Below are 17,818 nucleotides of genomic sequence, written 5' to 3' on the forward strand. Positions count from 1 at the left end.
ATTTATTAAACTTAGATATAAATCTAATAAAGGAGTCAGTATGAAAGAAAATCCAAACAAATTTAAGCTAATAAAAAAACCCCTTCTGATAAATGAAGCAGGGCTTGTGATCTATTATTATACAAATTGGCTAGCCGCCTCAAACAAAAACCAATACAGCTTTGACGCTTCCTGTCCCGGCTTTTCTTTTTCAAAAGATTGGCTTCTAATGTCTATCGAGGATGTCTTTGGTTTCGAGAAGGCTTATGTCGATTTTGTAAAGAAGGTTAAGGCTGAGTCTTTTCCCTACTTGGAAGACTTCTTCACCGAAGAAAATAAAGATATACTAAATCTTTTTTATATTTTTACCGAAAATGACGAAAATTATCTGCCCTTTTTTGCAGGGATCTTCCAAAATCTCAATATTTTTGACCTGGAAGATTTGACTTATGAATGTTTTAAGGAAGTCTATGACTTTCGCTTCCTAAGATATATGGGAATTGAAATAAGTGATGAAAATCATAAGGATCTAAAGAGTCTAATCGATTCTAAAAAGAAGATTCTTAAAAGAGATTTCCCATATCTTTTGTCTAAGCTTCCATATAAGGATGAGCTTTCTATGGATCTTGTGAGATCTTTTACCAATACTAGGTCCATCTACGATAGGCTCCTTCCTCTGCTTGATAAGCTTTGCGAGATAATAAAGGAAAATATCCCCTTAATTAAGAGTGATCTTAATAAGCATTTGGACCATCTAGCAGAAGATGACTTCAAGCTTATAAGAGATCTCAGTGATCAAGTGGGTATAAATCCTCTTCTAAAAAAAATAGAATCTCCCCTTAATGTTTATAGTCTTATCATGGCTCCTAATATGGAAATGATTCAATATATGTCAGAAGATATGGACTTTGCCTTTATAAAGTTTGGTATATTTGCAGATAAGGAGAAAAAGAATGTAGGGAAGTTAAAACTCTTAAGCCAGTACCTTAAGGTTTTGGGAGATCCTACTAGGATTGACATCTTGGATTTGCTTATGGAAAAGTCCTACTATTCTAAGGAGCTTTCCGACAAGCTTTTCATTACTCCTGCCACCCTCTCCTACCATCTAAGTCAACTCCATGTTTGTGGCTTTGTAGGTGCTTACATCGAAGGCAGGAGGACTTATTACTATTTGAGAAAGCCTGGCTTTAAGAAAATTATAGATGACCTTAATGATTTTTGTAAAAATATAAGGGAGGAAAATCATGAAAGTAAGGAATGAAAATCTGAGAGAAAATCTCGCCCAAAATCTCGATTCAGAAGAGAAGATAAAAGCCTATTTGAGGGCAAATAACTTATCTAATTTCAAGCTTTTACGTATTGCCTATAGCCCCTTTAGGGATAATTTAAAGATAAAACTTTCCTTGTTGATTTATCCCTTTGTAAATGGACTGATACCTATCTTACAAGCCTTTATCATGTACTTTTTGGTAGGGCTTATAAGTAAGGGGACGGACCTTAGGACTATGATCCTTGTAATCACAGCCTATAGCCTTATAATTTTCGCCTTTTCCTTGATTTCTAAGCAAATCGAACGTAGAACTTTTCCGACCTATATGGATACTAGGCTTAATTTCTTTGTAAGGGCTGCAGGAAGTATTATGAAGATGGATTATGGTCTTGGGGAAAATTCCCTCTTTATGGGAGAATTTACCAGGGGCTTTGAGCCATTTTCAAATAATAGCCAAGGGCTTGAGGGAATCTATCATGATATGTATCCACTCCTTTCAAGTATGGTTTCTTTTGTGGTAATTTCAGTAATTATGGCAAAGCTTAATCCCCTAATCTGTATTTTCGCCCTAATTTCCATCCTAATCCAACTTTTAATTAGAAATTATACTGATAAATACAGGCACGAGCATACAGGAGAGCTTAACAAGGTAAGAAGAAAAACTGCTTCCTTTTATAGCGAGGCAAGCGATTTTCGTTTTGCCAAGGATATTAGGATTTTCTCCTTCAAGGAAAGATTTATTGAAGGCTTTAAGCCCCTAGTAGCTGATGTAGTAAGAATCTCTAGAGTTTTCATCAAGCCTGAGATATTCTTATCTCCTATCCTTGCCATAGCCCTTGTTGGGATAGAGGCTATTTGTTTTTATTTCTTGACAGGAAAAATCATAACTCATGAGATAAGTCTAAAGGACCTTACCCTAATGATTACTTCTGTTGCAATCTTAAGCAGAGTCTCCCTTGCCCTTGTAACAAACCTTGCCCAAACTAGGGCCAATCTCATGTATGTAGGAGACGGCTTTGATATGATAAGAGATGACCTAGAATCAACTTGTGGAAATAAGAAGATTACAGGCTCTATGGCAATAGAATTTAAAAATGTGTCCTTTTCTTACCCTCTTTCTAGTAAAAAGGTCCTAGATGATCTCTCCTTTACTATAAAAGAAAGAGAGAAAGTCGCCATAGTTGGGGTAAATGGAGCTGGCAAATCTACCATAGTTTCCTTAATCCTAGGTCTATATAAGCCGACTCAAGGGGAGATTTTAATAAATGGAATAAATGCCAATGAGCTTGACCTTAAGGAAAGATTTAAGGCCTTTGCTACAGTCCTTCAAAATGTAGAGCCTCTTTCTGTATCTATAGCAGAAAATGTGGCAGGGACTTGTAAGAATATCGATAGGGAAAAAGTAATAGAAGCAATAAATAAGGCGGGCCTTTCCTACAAGCTCGACCAGCTTCCTAAGGGGATAGATACACAAATGACTAGAAATATCTACGAGGATGGAACGCTTTTTTCTGGAGGAGAAAACCAAAAGCTTGCCATAGCTCGTGCTATTTATAGGACAGATGCCAAAGCTCTTATCATGGATGAGCCAACAGCTGCCCTTGACGCCTTGGCTGAGGAGAAGATTTATAAGGATCTAGAAAATATAAGTCAAGGAAAGACTCTGATTTTTATCTCCCACAGGCTAGCTTCAACCAGGTTTTGCGATAAAATCATGCTTCTTGATGGCGGAAAGATAAGAGAGATGGGAAGTCACGAGGAGCTCTTAGCTAAAAACGGTCTCTATAAAGAAATGTACGAATCCCAAAGAAAATACTATAAGGAGGAAGATAATGAAAAATAAGTTAAAAGCCTTGTGGCTATTTGCCAAAATTATAGGAAGAAATGACCCCTTCTATCTAATAATTATCCTCCTCAATGCCCTAATCAATTCGGCTAAGAGCCTAGTAGATATCTTTGTGCCAATGATTTTCATCAATCAAATCACAAATCCCAAACCTATCCCTGATTTTATAAGACTTGTAAGTTTTATAGTTATAGGAAAAGTCCTCCTAGAAATAATAGCTAGGATATCTAGCAGGGAAGAATTTGTAAGGCGTCAGGGGATAAACGACTATCTAACCTTCGAGCTCGCCAAAAAAGCCATGGACTTATCCTACGAAAATATTGAAAATCCTCACACCTTAGACCTTAAAGAAAAGGCCAATGCTGCCATCAATATGGGATCAATACATAATCTCTTGTGGTGTTTAAGAGAAATAATAACGAGCCTATCAACAATGCTTGCTACAGCTATCATCATAGTAAATTTCTCCCCTTACCTAGTGGCTTTTTCCATAGGAATTTCTTTACTGATAATTGTAGCGAGCATCAAAGAATCCGCTTATATTAGAAAATTTGACTTGGAAATAGTGGATGTAAATAGGAGATTCTCCTACTATTTCTCTCTTATGGGTGGACCTAGTTTTCAAAAGGAAATAAGAGCCTATGACCTAGGAGACTTGATAAACTCAAAGGTCACCGGCTACCTTAGAAAGATGCTCAATGAATTTAACAAGAGATATGCCTACGAGGCCAACATTGGGGCTATCAAAGTTTTCTTAGAAACTATTCTAAGATTTATATCCTACACCTATGTGGCTATGAGGACTCTGTCAGCATCCTATGGCCCACAGATTACCTTCGGCGAGTTTTCCCTAATAATTTCTGCCAACGAAAACTTTATGAAGGCCTTCCAGGACATGTTTACTGAAACAGGCGACTTTATCCTAAGTCTAACCAACCTCATCCCCCTCTATGATTTCATAAATCTAGAAGGCTCTAGTGAAAGAAAGAATAAAAAGGCAGGGGACTTCGAAAGCCTTGAGTTTAGAAATGTAAGCTTTACCTATCCAGGAAGTGACAGGCAAATCCTCTATGACATTTCCTTTAAGATAGAAAGGGGCGAGAAAATATCCATAGTTGGAGTAAATAACGCTGGAAAGACAAGCCTTGTAAAATTAATAGGAAGATTTTATGAAATAGATAAGGGAGAGATTCTCTACAATGGAGAAAATATCAAAGATATCGATAAGAAATCTCTCTATAAAAAAGTGTCTGCTGTTTTCCAAGATTTTTCCATAATGCCTTTTACAATCAAGGAAAATATAATAGGAAATAAGGCCTATAAGAAGGAAAAAATAGATGAGATTCTAAAAGAGCTAGGTCTTGATAGAAAGATAGCTGATTTAGAATATGGACTCGACACCTATATGAACAAGGAAATTTACGAAAAAGCGACCGACCTATCCCTAGGTCAAAAGCAAAAGCTTGCCATAGCTAGATGCCTTTACCAAGATCCCGACCTAATCATATTAGATGAGCCGACAGCAAGTCTCGATCCCCTAGCAGAAGCTAAAATCTACGAAGAGTTTAACGAGATGACTAAAGGTAAAACTGTAATATTCATATCTCATAGGATGAGTTCATCAAGATTTACCGACAAAATCCTCCTCCTAGACGAAGGAAAAATAGCAGCCTACGATACCCACGAAAATCTAATGCAATACGACAACACCTACTCCAGACTATTTAAGTCCCAGGCTAAATACTATAAGTAAAACAATTCCCTCTAGGAATAGAAATCTAGAGGGATTTTGCTTTAAAAGAGACAAGTCTTTAACAAACTTACATGAAAGGATAAATATAGCCAAGCTCCATGGCCTTGTTGTAGGCTTCTACTATGTTTTTGGCTCCTAGTTTTTCATAGATATTTGCTATATGGTTGTAGAGGGTTCTCTCGCTTATGTAGAGTTTTTGAGCTATGTCCTTTTTCCTACTCCCCTTGATTAGCTCTTCTAGGACTTCTAGTTCCCTATTTGTTAGGGGATCTTTTATTGACTTTGTGCTTTCTTTTGACTTCCCTTGGTAGACATTTTTTATCATTCTTATTAAGTCGTCTCTTTCTATAGACTTGTTGATAAAATCTTTAACTCCTAGGCCAAAGGCAATATCCTTGTAGTTTGCAAGGTCATAGGAGGTCAGAACTATTATCTTTTCTTTAGGATTTTGGGACAAGATATTCCTAATTAGGTCAAGGCCTGTAATTTCTTCTTTTAGATTGATATCTATTAGCAAAATATCATACTTATCTTGGTCGATTCTTACTAAGAAATCATCTATATTAGAAATATAATCGCATACTTCTATAGTTTCTTCCTCTTCTAAAAGAATCTTAAGAGACTGGCCAAATATTTTATGATCGTCTAGTAATATTATTTTCATTTTCCCTTATCTCCAAAACCACTTCAGTAGTGAGTATATCTTTATTTATCTTGTAAGTAATGGCTCCCGAATTTGCCTCTAGCAAGAGTTTGACTAAGAAAACTCCTCTTTTGGAATTCTTAATAGAGGCAAAGTCCCCAGTACCTACTCCGTCGCTTTCTATTTCCATGACTAAAGAATCCTCCTTAGTATAAAGCTTGTAATTAATATAACTTGCCTGAGAATGTTTGTATATATTATTAATCAATTCCTTTGATATGATAGAAATTAGCCTTGTATTTTCTGGATCCTCTAGCAAATCACTTTCTATCGTTTTTGTAATTTTTATATCCTTATCCTTGTATAGGGAGGATATATTAGAAAAAACCGCCGATAGGGTGAGGTCTAGGTTGGCCTTTTCAAAAAGCGAAGACTGGTAGAATTTCATAATATTTCTAAGCTTTCCTTCAAGGTCAGATAGGATATCTCGAGCGTATCCTATGTCAGGATTCTTTAAGGAAAGATAGTTCCTACTAGCAAAGATATCCTGGATGATGTCATCGTGGATAGTCCTTGCAAATTCATCCCTTTCTTCTGCAAGATAGTGGGAAAGATAGTGGATCTTGTAGTTTTTCTCGTAGATATTCTCCTTCTCCCTTAGGAAGACTATAAAGAAAAACTCTATTAGCAAAAATACAATTTGCATAAACAAGTTAATTACTATGGTGTCTATATCAAATAGGTATATGACTATAAAGAAAAACACAATAAATCCACCAGTAAGCCTTTGGGCTGAAGCCCTTGATATTGGCAATATATTTATTTTTCTCGCAAGGTCTGTATCCATATATTTTTTAATAAATAGCAAGGTCGAACTTACGCTGATTAAGGCCAAGATAATTCTGTGATTTATGCCCTTGCATAAGATAAGTGATAGGGGGAGTAGGGATGATATTATAGCTAGGTTTGAATGTCTTTCTTGGATATCATCATTTGAAATCTCCGTATATATTAGGCCATATAGGATAAAAAACAGACTAATAGAAAAATAATTTATGATAGCTAAGTCATCAATCATTAGTTTATTTTTAAAAAGTATTCCCCAAAATATGAGGAGGAATATATGGCCTAAGGCAATTTTTTCTAATCTCTTTATCATATCTAATAGTAGCTAACTACAATCCTTTCTTTATTAGTTTTCTTGTACAAAAATACGATTATTGCAGATAAAATAAGAATCTTACTTATCAAATACAATTCTATCATATTTGTTAGCATGTAGGCTATTAGGGAGATCATCATGACTCCAATTGATAAGCCTATTAGTCGGATTTGGAGGGAATTTATTTTATTCATATTTGTCGTATGAAGGATTAGCAAAACTATTATTGTTGTGTAGAGCAGGCTAGTTAGTAAGAAGTTTAGAAGGACTCCCAGGCTTATACCAAGTCTAGATAAATTCAATATAAGGCTTGGAAGGACTATAATTAAGGTACCTAGATATATACTAAGGAGGTAATTGACTAAAATTTTCCCTATAGAAAGACCATTAGCAAGTAAAAATTCAATCCTTTTGCTAATCTTATCTGCTAACAAGGTATTTTTAGATAATTCCACCCCAAACATTACAAAAAGAATTAAGATTCCGTCGATTTTAATTATATTTATGACCTTATTTGTTTCGAAACCTCCCCCATCCCCTAAAAACAGAGCCATAAAGGAGCAGAATAGGGCCATAAGAGCCATCAATAAGGCATTTTTATCTAAAAGTTTTCTTAAATCGATGATTATTAAATTCATGACCATGACCCCTCTTTATTAATTACAGTTTCATTATTCATCTTCCTTAAGCTTCTCATAGAAGAAATTACAAATATCAATCCTAATCCTATATTTATTCCTATAATAATATAGACAAGATTTAGGTTATATGAGTCTATAAGTGATAGGATTTTCTCTGAAAATGTGCCTGTCATATAAATTAAAATTGTCGTTGTAAAGAAAACTATGTTTTTGAAAAACTTAAAGTTCTTTTGGGATAAGCTTATGATGTTAAAAAATAGGATTTCAAAATATGTCATTCCTATCATTGTAACAAAAATGCCTACAATCCACTTAAACTCCATCTTTAAATCTATTAGGACATAGGTTAGGAAAAACAAGATAAAGGGCACGATGGAAGAAAGTCTCCACATTTCTATCCCATAGGCTTTGATCAAATCCTTAATATCTATGCCTGATCCTAGGATAAATTCTATACGCTTGTTTACTTTATCCTTGACTGTTAAATTGACGACCATGGAATTGGACATGATTAGTGAAATTCCAAACATTAATACATATAACATTAATATAATATAATTATCTCCTCTAGAAGCAAAAATTCCCCTATATAGTAAGAAAACAAAGCCAAGAGAAAGCAAAGTAAATAATAATAAATTTAAAATAAAATCCTTGTCTTTAGATAAATAATACCTGCAAGCCCTATTAATATTCATCTTATCATTCATTTCCTGCCCTCCTCTATAAATAAATCTTCTAAGCTTTCTTCTCTTATGTCTGCCATATCCTTTGTAAAAAGTAGGTCTCCTGATTTTATCATTGAAACCTTATCAGCAATCTTTTCAATCTCAGCAAGGTCGTGGCTGGTAATAACTATAGTCTTAGCTTCTTCCTCTAATAATTTTATAAGCTTTCTAATCTCGACTCTCGATATTGGATCTACTCCACTTGTCACCTCATCTAGATAGATTATGTCCCTATTCATCATCACAATGATTAGTAGAGATAGTTTCCTCTTCATGCCCTTGGAATATGTAGCAACCTTCCTATCCAGATCCTTAGTAATATCTAGCAAGTCAGAATATTTTTCATAAGACTTTGCCTCATAGCCAAAATACAAGCCATATAATTTAATATTTTCAAGTCCCGTCTTATCCTCGTACAAATAGTCATTTTCTAGTAAGATTGCATGAGTTCCCCTAACATTTACCTCTCCACCATCTTTTTCATAAAGACCTGTCAGTATCCTAAGTAGGCTTGTCTTGCCAGACCCATTTGGACCGACTAGGGCATGAACCGTGTTGGCTTCAATTTCTAGGGAAAAATTATTGAAGAGCCTTTTGTTTTCAAAATTCTTGCTCATATTTTTAACTTCGATAACCTTCATATCTCTACTCCTTAGCTTAATATATTCTTCTAATCCTATTTTATAAGAAATAGTGAGCAAAAACATGAGTAAAAACTGCAAACTTGAACTAAAAAAGAGCGGTCATTACCGCTCCTTAATCTTAAGATTTTTTAGTTTTCGCTAGATCCATCTTCGCTAGACCCGTTAAAGGCATTTGTTATGGACTCAAATATCGATCTAAAGAATTCTACTATGGAATCCCATAGGCCGCTGTCTTTGGCTTCTTGGGCAACCTTATCTATATTATCCTTGTTATCTTCATAGAACTTGCCGGCCTTACTTGTGATATCTCCTGCAAGTTTTGTGAGATTTTCCCTAACTTCGGCGCTATCTATGGCAGAAGTTGTTTGGTAATTTTCAAAGTAATTAACTAGGATTTGGATGTTGTTATTTGATAATACATTGTCCATATTTACATTATTTAGGGCATCCCTGATGTAGATTGCTATCTGATCTGCGGATGCATTCTCGCCATTTTCTTTCTTGTAATCGCTAAGTTTTTGTTTTACTTCAATTACTACTGTATCGAGCTTATCGGTATCGAAGTTTTCTTTTCCTTGGTTTTCTTTTGCAACTTCGCTTACTGTCTCAAGCTCTTCTTGGGCTGTTTGAGTCCTTTGAGTGTCAAGGTCCACTCCTCGCATTTCTTCAGATTTGTAGACTCCGACTAGGGCAGACTCTCCAGTAACAGGTCTTGGGCTTGCTACTATTATATCCGCATTACTTATGCCTGCTGTGATTGCAGCATTAGTGTATTGACCTTCTGTAATCTCCGTAATATTTCCTGGTGTCTTGATCTTTACAGAAATTCCCTTAGCCTTGGTAGATCTTTTGACTAGGACTGAAGATATCATGTTAGAATCTGCTGTTCCGTAGCCTAGATATTTTTCTAAATCACTTCCATCAACATAGGAAATATTAGAATCTTCCCTAACTCCCATAGACTTATTTACTGTAGCCTTCTCATCTTCTGTTAGGGCTACTCCATAGATTACGTCGTCCTTTTTGGGATCAAAGTCACTTGCCATAGCAAGATTTGGGAGAAGGATTATAAGGGACATAAGCCCTGCTAGAATTTTCTTAAACATATTATTACCTATAGGCTTTCAATCTTTTCTATAATTGGACTTAACTCTTTCATATCTATATCTTCTGCAAGACCTGAGTCGATTTTTTCTGCTATTTGTGGGTCGATTGGAAGCTTGGCTAGGGTGTCTATGTCGTATTTTTCTGCTACTTCATCTAGCCTACTCTTACCGAATATCTCGTGCTTACTTCCACAATCTGGACATTCGAAATAAGACATATTCTCAACCATACCTATGACTTTCTTGCCCATCATCTTAGCCATCTTGATAGACTTTTCTACAACCATCTCTACTAGGCCTTGTGGTGTCGCTACTGCAACTACGCCATCTATTGGTAGGGATTGGAAGACTGTAAGTGGTACGTCAGCAGTTCCTGGAGGCATATCCACTATCATATAATCGATCTCTCCCCAGTCTACATCTGTATAGAATTGTTTTAGGACATTGGTCACGATTGATGATCTCCAAACAACTGGGTCAGTCTTTTGGCGTAAAATCATGTTTACAGAAATTAGCCTTATTCCGTCACGGGTGATAGCAGGATACATGAGTCCTTCCTTGGTTCCCCTAACTGGCTCATCTATACCAAAGGCTTCTGCCATGGAAGGCCCTGTGATATCAGCATCAAATACTGCAACCTTGTAGCCTTTCTTGCTAAGGCTTGAGGCAAGGAGAGAGGATACTGAAGACTTACCAACTCCTCCCTTACCACTCATTACAGCTATGACCTTACCCACAGAAGAGCCTTCGTGAAGCTTGATTTTGAATTTATCTAAATTTATATTTTTCTTTTGCATATAATCTCCTTTTCTTAGCATCTGATATTTCCTCAGATGTAGGATTATTATACTTTTAAATTATCATATGTTAAGTTAAATAAATTAGTCTTCTTAGATAGAATTAAGCTACTTGTACTTAGACTAATGAGACAATCTTAATTAAAAATCAATCTTCATATCTCCATCCTTGATCAGCCCCTTATTTTTCATTAGCCTATAAATTATATAAGAAAGGATGGCTGGAAGGATTATGTGAAGGAGAATTACCTTAAATATCGCACTAATTCCCATGGCATTAATCGTTCCGATTTGTCCTACTAGACCACTTGTACCCATTCCTGAACCTAGAGGAGTGTTTTTCATCTTAAAGACTAGGGTCCCGATTGGAGCAAGAATGGCACTTGCAAGGGTTGGCGGAAGCCAAATCCAAGGGTTCTTGATTATATTTGGTACCTGAAACATGCTAGTCCCCAGCCCTTGGGCGAGAAGTCCCTCCAAGCCATTATCCTTGTAGGAAATTACAGCAAAACCAATCATTTGGGCACAACAACCGACTGTGGCCGCTCCTCCTGCAAGGCCTTCTAGACTAAGCATCATACAAATTGCCGCAGATGAGATCGGTAGGGTAAGGGCCATACCAATAGTAAATGCGACTACAATTCCCATAAAAAATGGTCTAAGCTCGGTCGCCTTCATGATAAATAATCCTATTGCCTTCATAAAACTAGCTACATAAGGTCCTATCAAATCACCCACCAAAATCCCTACTATAATCGTGACACTGGGAGTAATTATTATATCAAGCTTGGTAGATTTTGAGACAAGCTTACCAAACTCAACTCCAAAAATCGTGGCAAGGAAAACTCCCACAGGCCCTCCCAGCTCATAGGCTCCGAGTCCTACAATAGTAGAAGCAAAAAGGACAAGCTTGGGTGCATTAAGACTTGCGGCAATAGCAACTGCAATAGCTGCTCCACTAGCAGAGTTTGCCAAAGGCCATAGCCTATCTGTAAGATATGGTATATGTAAGCTTTGACCTAGACTATTTAGGATAGTCCCAACCAAAAGAGAGGCAAAAAGACCAAAGGCCATAGCTCCCAAAGCATCAATAAAATAAGTTCTCCAGGATAAATTTATCCCCTTTTTTCTTAAAAATTCCATAATATCCTCCAAAATATTTTCAAATAATATTGTAACACAAATTTATTCTATTGTATATACAGTGGCAAATATTTTGGAGTTTAGTATTATTTTTAGGCTCTGACTAATTTGCAATTATTAGAGTATAAGTCAAATATAATAAGCTGAATCATATTGTTTTTGTTTATGCTATACTTGTTCGGGTAACAAGGTAAAGTAAGGATTTAAATTAATCAGTAGGATATTATTAGAGGTTATAGATTAATATGATTAAGAAATCAAATTTATTACCATATATTTTTATGATAGCTTCAAGTGTAGGCTATTATAGTAATATTGGGAGAGAAGATTCATTATTTTATTTTTGGATTACCATATTTGTAGTATCATTAATACTTTTAATAGTAAATAATAAGGATTTATTTAAAAAATATAAATCTAATATTGTATACTATGATATGTTGTTTGTTCTAGGAGTAATATTCATACCACGCATAAACTTACCTTATGGGGCTTCTAGATTAATTATGGCTATTTTAGGAGTTATATATGCACTTTTAATTAGTCGAAAGAAAAATTGTCTTAAATAATAATGAGCAAAGGTAGATTATTTTAAATGAGCTGAACCCCAAAATCTGAAAAACGGATGGAGGGGTTTTTAGTATGCCAAAACATACACAAGAATTTTTAAAAAATTTAGTTCTAAAATTACAGAATTTATAAGTTGGCATTTACACAAAAAATTTGACAGTACCCTTTTTTAGACTCTTACTAATTTGTATTTATTAGAGTGTAAGTTAAATATAATAGACCGAATCATATTGTTTTTGTTTATTCTATATTAACTCGGGTAATAAGCTAAAGTAAGGTTTTTAATAAGACGAGTCTTATTAAAAATGAAATTAAGGAAAGTTACTTTATTAGCTTCACTTGTCTTACCTGCTCCTACCTTAGCAAACCAGCTTTTGATGCTAAAACTAAAGAAGAGAGTTTACAGTCTAAGCTTTTTTAAAATGAAATAAAGGAAAAGTAATGAAATCTAAATTTACTTATTTTATAACATTTCTAATTGCCTTGTTCAATTTGATTTTCTTTGTTAGGCTTGCTTTTAAAGAAAAAAGATATCAAGTAGTGGAAAATAAGTTTAAGAAATTTATGTATATATCGGGCTTAATTTTGGGAATGGCATGTTCATTCTTAGTTATGTATATTGAAATATCTTATATATTTAAATAATTTTTTAAAAGTAAAAACAGGAACGATATGGATTATAATTCATGCTCTTCATGTTTTCTATCCTTATAAATAAATAAGGTAAATGGGTATATATGTATACAGCGCAAACTTATAAATTTTATAGAAATTACAAAACCAGAGCTATAAAGCTTGTAAAAATGATTCCTTAAGTTCAACAAGTTGCTAATGTAATTACTAAAGGATGGGCTGATTCAATAGCTAGAGGACCGGCTTATTTTGGAGGGAGATAAAAAATAATCAATGAAAAATAAAGAAAAGAAAAGAAATTTTCTAAATAAGATGGATGATATTTATAATGATAAAAATATACACTTATCTGAAAAAACAAAAAAAGAAATTTTAAAACAAACTAAAGATTTAGTTGATAATAAAACCAATATAAATTACGCATCTTATCATCTCTATCCTCTTATTAAGAATGAATCTTATGATAATGAATCTGAAAATTTAGATGAATTTTTAAAGCTTATTCTTAAATATAGATGGAAAAGTTATTTTGGAATGATACTAGGTTCTGCGTTTTCTGGTTTTAGATAATTTGAATTAAAAAGGAGAGGGAATGTGACCTGAACCCCTAAAATTCAGAAAACGGATGGAGGGGTTTTTAGTATGCCAAAATACTCAAAAGAATTTTTAAAAAATTAGTAAAAAATTACAAAATTTTTAAGTTAGAGTTTATACAAAAAATTTGACAATACCTTCAACTTTATTAAGAATTATTAATCTTGATTTCCAATTAATTTACTAATAATATTGTATGCTTCGATATGGCCTAGATTTTTTAAATCATTCAGACACTCTATTGCTTCTAATTTTTTACCATCATCAACTAGTTTAATTATTCTTTCTATATCTTCATCAGATAAATCTAATTTTTTCAAAGTTTTATAATCGACATTGCCATCCATTTCTGATATTATTTTACTTAAATTATCTACTTTCTTTGACAAGATATTATATTTATCTCTTAGATAAACACCTTGTGCAATAAACATGATTATTAATACAGCATCAGCTATTGCTCTAATTTTATTATCCATAGCCCCCCTATTTATTATTTAATTAACACCTTTAATTAAAAATTACCCGAAATTACATATTGTTAAAACTAAATTAAGTTGAATTAAATATATTTTTAAATAATAATTATTTTACATAGGTATTTAAAGAAGATAAATAGGGCATAGGCTTTTTGCTAATAGGATTTTCTTATAGGCCCTAGTCTATTAGTATCCCCTTTTCCCTAAGCTTATCCTCTATACTTTCTTTGGCGAAGTCATTATCCACCCTTATGGTGTGATAGTGGATATTTTCTGTTAGATTTTTTAGGGGAGTTGATTCGTCTATTGATTTGATAAAGACATCTACGCCCTTTCTTGATTTGATATTTAGCTCTTTCTTGATAAGTCCATAGGTCTTGTGGTTGATGAAGACATCTAGGATTTCTCCTCCCCTATCTACTATGATGTTTAGCTCATCTCCTATTTCTTCGTCCCTGTGGGAGCATTTTATGATAAATTGTATCTTCGAAGACTGGCTTAGCCAGTATCCCTTGTTGTTTGATTTTATCTGATAGCCACTTGCCTTAAGGATAGAGATATCCTTGACTATAACCTGGCGACTTAGGCCGAATTTCTCTGCTAAGCTTCCTCCAGATATGGGGCTGGTCCTATCTTGTAAGATTCTTATAATTTCTAGTTGTCTGTCTTTGATATTCATATTAACCTCTATATCACTTTACCCCAAAAATAAATTTGACATTATATTTTTTTGAGTGTAATATATAAGCAACAACAGTGATAAGAGGAGTAACCAAAGATTTTAGAATAAAGAGAATCCTAGCTGGTGTGAATGGAGATTTTAAATTTTGGTGAAAAAAGCCTTTGAGTTTTGTCGGGGATATTTGATCTGACAGCGGGACTTGCCCGTTATAGCAAGAGAGTATGATTGTACTTATTGAGTAGCTTTTCGTGAGATGAGCTAAAATTAAGGTGGTAACGCGAATTTTCGTCCTTATTGCTTCCGTTTGGAGCAGTAAGGACTTTTATTTTACAATCAAATTTATTAAGAAAGGAATTATTATGAAAAAGCTAGTAAAGATTATCCTTGCACTTATCCTAATCATTACGCCCCTTGGCCAGGTTAATGCAAGCGAAGAAGACACATTCAGAGTGGGTATGGAAGTAAACTACGCTCCCTTTAACTTCTCTGAAGTAAGTGATGAAAATGGAGGCTATCCTGTAGCCAACTCCCCGGGCGAATATGCCAACGGTTATGACGTCCAATTTGCCAAGAAGATCGCCGATGGTCTAGGCAAGAAGCTTGAAATCTACAAGATCGAATGGGACGGACTAATTCCTGCCCTAACTAGTGGCAAGATCGATGCAATAGTAGCTGGTATGAGCCCAACCGCTGAAAGGCTAGAGCAAATCGACTTTTCTGTTCCCTACTACCATGCCAAGATGGTTGTAGTTACCCAAAAGGACTCAAAGTATGAGGATGCTAAGTCCATTAACGACTTCGAAGGAGCAAAGATTACCGCCCAACTAGGGACCTTCCATGTAGCTATGATAGATCAAATGGCAGGTGTTAACAAACAAGAGTCCATGGACTCCTTCCCTACAATGATTGCTGCTGCAAATGCTGGGACTATTGATGGATATATCTCAGAGGAGGCTGGAGCTGAATCTGCTGTGGCTGCCAACCCAAAGCTTACTTATGTAACTTTTGATGAAGCTAATGGCTTTGAGACTAAGGATGAAGATACAACAGTAGGAGTAGGGATTGCCAAAAATTCTCCTCTTACAGAAGAAGTGAACAAGGTTCTTTCATCTATGGATATAGAAAAGGAACAAGAAGAGATTATGGGAGTAATGACCAAGCTTACTGCAGATGAGGAAGAAAGCGCAGGCTTTATCGATGAAGTTAAATCGATTTGGGCGACCTACTCTACTCTTTTCCTAAAGGGTGTAGTTAATACCCTAATCATAGCCATAGTTTCTACAATCCTAGGTTTCCTCTTAGGCCTTTTGGTTGCAGTTATTAGGGGAATGGAAGTCAAAAAGACAGATAATGCCTTTACCTACTATCTCCACAAAATAATCAACTGGATCTTGGGAGCTTATGTTGAAATATTTAGGGGAACCCCAATGATGGTTCAATCTGTAATCATCTTCTACGGACTTAAGCAATATTTCGATATAGACCTATCGACTATGTTTGCAGCAATCCTTATCGTTTCAATCAACACAGGAGCCTACCTATCTGAGGTAGTCCGTGGAGGAATCAATTCGATTGACAAGGGACAATTTGAAGCCTGCAAGGCTATAGGCATGACCCATTTCCAAACTATGGTTCACGTAATCCTACCTCAAACAATCCTTACAATTCTTCCTTCTATTGGAAACGAGTTTGTAATAAATATCAAGGATACATCAGTCCTTAACGTAATTTCTGTAACAGAGCTATTCTTTATGAGTAAGTCTGTCGCAGGATCAACCTACCAATACTTCCCAACCTACTTGATAACAGCAGTGATTTATTTCGTCCTAACCTTCACTATTACGAGAATCCTTCTTGTCCTTGAAAGAAGATTTAGGGATACTGACTTTATCATGGAATCATCAACAGGAGCAAACAATGTCTGAGATAATTAGAGTAAACAATTTAGAGAAAAAATTCGGGGACAACCTAGTCCTTAAGGATATAAATATGGCGGTAAATGAAGGAGAAGTAGTCTCTATCATAGGATCTTCTGGATCTGGTAAGTCGACCCTCCTTCGCTGCCTTAACCTCTTAGAATCTCCTACAAGTGGAAAAATTCTCTACAGGGGCGACAACATCCTAGACCATAAGTTCGACCAAAGAAAATACAGGTCTAGGGTCGGCATGGTATTTCAAAACTTCAATCTCTTTGCCAACAAGACCGTCCTTGAAAACTGTATGCTAGGTCAAATCAAAGTCCTAGGCAGAAATCACAAGGAAGCTGAAGAAATTTCTAGAAAATACCTAGAAAGCGTTAATATGCAAAACTATGTCAACGCCAAGCCTAGCCAAATCTCCGGTGGTCAGCAACAAAGGGTAGCCATAGCCCGTGCCCTTTGCATGAACCCTGACCTCCTACTTTTCGATGAGCCAACAAGTGCCCTAGACCCAGAGACAGTAGGCGAGGTCCTAGATGTAATGACCAAGCTTGCAAAAAGCGGGATGACTATGATTGTAGTAACCCACGAGATGGACTTTGCAAGAGATGTATCTAGCAGGGTCTTGTTCATGAACAAGGGAATCATCCTAGAAGACGGCACTCCAGAAAAAATATTTACAAACCCAGACCACGATAGGACCAAGGAGTTCCTAAAGAGATTTTTGGGAGAAAATTAAATTATTAAGTTTAAAAATGTGATAATAAGCGGAGGATTAGATTAAAGATCAGATCTTCTGCTTTTTACTTACAAATTTTTCACTTATCTTTTATTTTTTGCCTTCCTAACTAGTACAATAATTTTATCAAAAACTTATTTAGTAAAGGAGTTTAGATGATAGATAAATATATAAATCATATTAGGGGGATAGTAAAGTTTGATGGAGTAGATCCTGATGAGTTAGAAATAATGGTTAAAGATAATAAAATTATATTTTTATACGAGAGCCACTTTTCCCTAATAAGTATGAGCCTATTAAATTTCCTAGGCAAGGAAGGTATAAAATTTGATTTTGTTCTCGGTGCCAACTCTGAGGAAGACTTTGCAAAAGATAAAATAAATAGCATACAGATTACTGTTAATATCGGGGAACTAAGCAAAATGAATAACTACTTGATTGATTTTAAGGACCTTGATTAGTAAAATTATTTTCTATAAGTATCTCTCAATTA

At 35.1% G+C, this 17,818-nt stretch carries 18 protein-coding genes and 1 other annotated feature; of the genes, 8 read left to right on the forward strand and 10 right to left on the reverse strand.

Going from position 1 to position 17,818, the window contains the following annotated elements; genetic code table 11:
• Window positions 1-40 precede the first annotated feature (40 nt).
• Genes APRE_RS07780 through APRE_RS07790 form a run of 3 tightly spaced genes read left to right on the forward strand, consistent with a single transcriptional unit; the run spans window position 41 to window position 4,848 of the window.
• A complete protein-coding gene (locus tag APRE_RS07780) occupies window positions 41-1,240 on the forward strand; it encodes an ArsR/SmtB family transcription factor (protein ID WP_015778435.1) in 1,200 nt (399 codons plus the stop codon).
• Complete coding sequence (locus tag APRE_RS07785) at window positions 1,224-3,092, forward strand: ABC transporter ATP-binding protein (protein ID WP_015778436.1); 1,869 nt, start codon at window positions 1,224-1,226, stop codon at window positions 3,090-3,092. The genes APRE_RS07780 and APRE_RS07785 overlap by 17 nt, the downstream gene beginning before the upstream one ends.
• Window positions 3,082-4,848: an ABC transporter ATP-binding protein gene (locus tag APRE_RS07790; protein WP_015778437.1), complete on the forward strand. Its 1,767-nt coding sequence runs from the start codon at window positions 3,082-3,084 to the stop codon at window positions 4,846-4,848. Before APRE_RS07785 ends, APRE_RS07790 begins: the two co-directional genes overlap by 11 nt.
• Window positions 4,849-4,915: 67 nt before the next feature.
• On the opposite strand, the gene APRE_RS07795 is transcribed toward APRE_RS07790, so the two are convergent.
• The 8 genes from APRE_RS07795 to APRE_RS07830 all read right to left on the reverse strand — a co-directional run bounded on the left by APRE_RS07795 (window position 4,916) and on the right by APRE_RS07830 (window position 11,709).
• Entirely contained in the window at window positions 4,916-5,512 is a 597-nt protein-coding gene (locus tag APRE_RS07795; protein WP_015778438.1) for a response regulator transcription factor, read from the reverse strand.
• The gene (locus tag APRE_RS07800; RefSeq protein WP_015778439.1) at window positions 5,484-6,650 is read right to left on the reverse strand and encodes a sensor histidine kinase; all 1,167 of its coding nucleotides are present in this window, start codon (window positions 6,648-6,650) and stop codon (window positions 5,484-5,486) included. The genes APRE_RS07795 and APRE_RS07800 overlap by 29 nt, the downstream gene beginning before the upstream one ends.
• A 2-nt stretch (window positions 6,651-6,652) precedes the next feature.
• Window positions 6,653-7,291: a hypothetical protein gene (locus APRE_RS07805; protein WP_015778440.1), complete on the reverse strand. Its 639-nt coding sequence runs from the start codon at window positions 7,289-7,291 to the stop codon at window positions 6,653-6,655.
• Window positions 7,288-8,001: a hypothetical protein gene (locus APRE_RS07810; protein ID WP_015778441.1), complete on the reverse strand. Its 714-nt coding sequence runs from the start codon at window positions 7,999-8,001 to the stop codon at window positions 7,288-7,290. Before APRE_RS07810 ends, APRE_RS07805 begins: the two co-directional genes overlap by 4 nt.
• The gene (locus APRE_RS07815; RefSeq protein WP_015778442.1) at window positions 7,998-8,660 is read right to left on the reverse strand and encodes an ABC transporter ATP-binding protein; all 663 of its coding nucleotides are present in this window, start codon (window positions 8,658-8,660) and stop codon (window positions 7,998-8,000) included. The genes APRE_RS07810 and APRE_RS07815 overlap by 4 nt, the downstream gene beginning before the upstream one ends.
• A gap of 131 nt (window positions 8,661-8,791) precedes the next feature.
• Window positions 8,792-9,769 (reverse strand): DUF1002 domain-containing protein, encoded by a 978-nt coding sequence (locus APRE_RS07820; protein ID WP_015778443.1) that lies wholly within the window; start codon window positions 9,767-9,769, stop codon window positions 8,792-8,794.
• Between the two features lie 8 nt (window positions 9,770-9,777).
• Window positions 9,778-10,566 (reverse strand): Mrp/NBP35 family ATP-binding protein, encoded by a 789-nt coding sequence (locus APRE_RS07825; RefSeq protein WP_257005688.1) that lies wholly within the window; start codon window positions 10,564-10,566, stop codon window positions 9,778-9,780.
• Window positions 10,567-10,707: 141 nt separating this feature from the next.
• A complete protein-coding gene (locus APRE_RS07830) occupies window positions 10,708-11,709 on the reverse strand; it encodes a PTS sugar transporter subunit IIC (protein ID WP_015778445.1) in 1,002 nt (333 codons plus the stop codon).
• A gap of 245 nt (window positions 11,710-11,954) precedes the next feature.
• Here APRE_RS07830 and APRE_RS07835 point away from each other — a divergent pair, with 245 nt between their 5' ends.
• Both APRE_RS07835 and APRE_RS07845 read left to right on the forward strand, forming a co-directional pair.
• Window positions 11,955-12,278: a hypothetical protein gene (locus APRE_RS07835; RefSeq protein ID WP_015778446.1), complete on the forward strand. Its 324-nt coding sequence runs from the start codon at window positions 11,955-11,957 to the stop codon at window positions 12,276-12,278.
• Window positions 12,279-13,185: 907 nt separating this feature from the next.
• Window positions 13,186-13,482 carry a hypothetical protein gene (locus APRE_RS07845; protein WP_015778448.1) on the forward strand — a complete coding sequence of 99 codons (297 nt, stop codon included), beginning with the start codon at window positions 13,186-13,188 and terminating at the stop codon, window positions 13,480-13,482.
• A gap of 182 nt (window positions 13,483-13,664) precedes the next feature.
• On the opposite strand, the gene APRE_RS07850 is transcribed toward APRE_RS07845, so the two are convergent.
• Both APRE_RS07850 and APRE_RS07855 read right to left on the reverse strand, forming a co-directional pair.
• The gene (locus APRE_RS07850; protein WP_015778449.1) at window positions 13,665-13,985 is read right to left on the reverse strand and encodes a hypothetical protein; all 321 of its coding nucleotides are present in this window, start codon (window positions 13,983-13,985) and stop codon (window positions 13,665-13,667) included.
• 178 nt (window positions 13,986-14,163) lie between these two features.
• Window positions 14,164-14,664 (reverse strand): transcription repressor NadR, encoded by a 501-nt coding sequence (locus APRE_RS07855; protein ID WP_015778450.1) that lies wholly within the window; start codon window positions 14,662-14,664, stop codon window positions 14,164-14,166.
• A gap of 68 nt (window positions 14,665-14,732) precedes the next feature.
• Window positions 14,733-14,963, forward strand: a binding site (T-box leader).
• Between the two features lie 63 nt (window positions 14,964-15,026).
• Between APRE_RS07855 and APRE_RS07860 the strand changes: the two genes are divergently transcribed.
• The 3 genes from APRE_RS07860 to APRE_RS07870 all read left to right on the forward strand — a co-directional run bounded on the left by APRE_RS07860 (window position 15,027) and on the right by APRE_RS07870 (window position 17,786).
• Window positions 15,027-16,592 carry an ABC transporter substrate-binding protein/permease gene (locus APRE_RS07860; protein WP_015778451.1) on the forward strand — a complete coding sequence of 522 codons (1,566 nt, stop codon included), beginning with the start codon at window positions 15,027-15,029 and terminating at the stop codon, window positions 16,590-16,592.
• Entirely contained in the window at window positions 16,585-17,325 is a 741-nt protein-coding gene (locus APRE_RS07865; RefSeq protein ID WP_015778452.1) for an amino acid ABC transporter ATP-binding protein, read from the forward strand. Before APRE_RS07860 ends, APRE_RS07865 begins: the two co-directional genes overlap by 8 nt.
• 155 nt (window positions 17,326-17,480) lie before the next feature.
• Window positions 17,481-17,786, forward strand: coding sequence for a hypothetical protein (locus APRE_RS07870; RefSeq protein WP_015778453.1), 306 nt, complete (start codon window positions 17,481-17,483; stop codon window positions 17,784-17,786).
• Window positions 17,787-17,818 lie beyond the last annotated feature (32 nt).

It is taken from the genome of Anaerococcus prevotii DSM 20548 (assembly GCF_000024105.1).
GTDB classification, from domain to species: Bacteria; Bacillota; Clostridia; order Tissierellales; family Peptoniphilaceae; genus Anaerococcus; species Anaerococcus prevotii.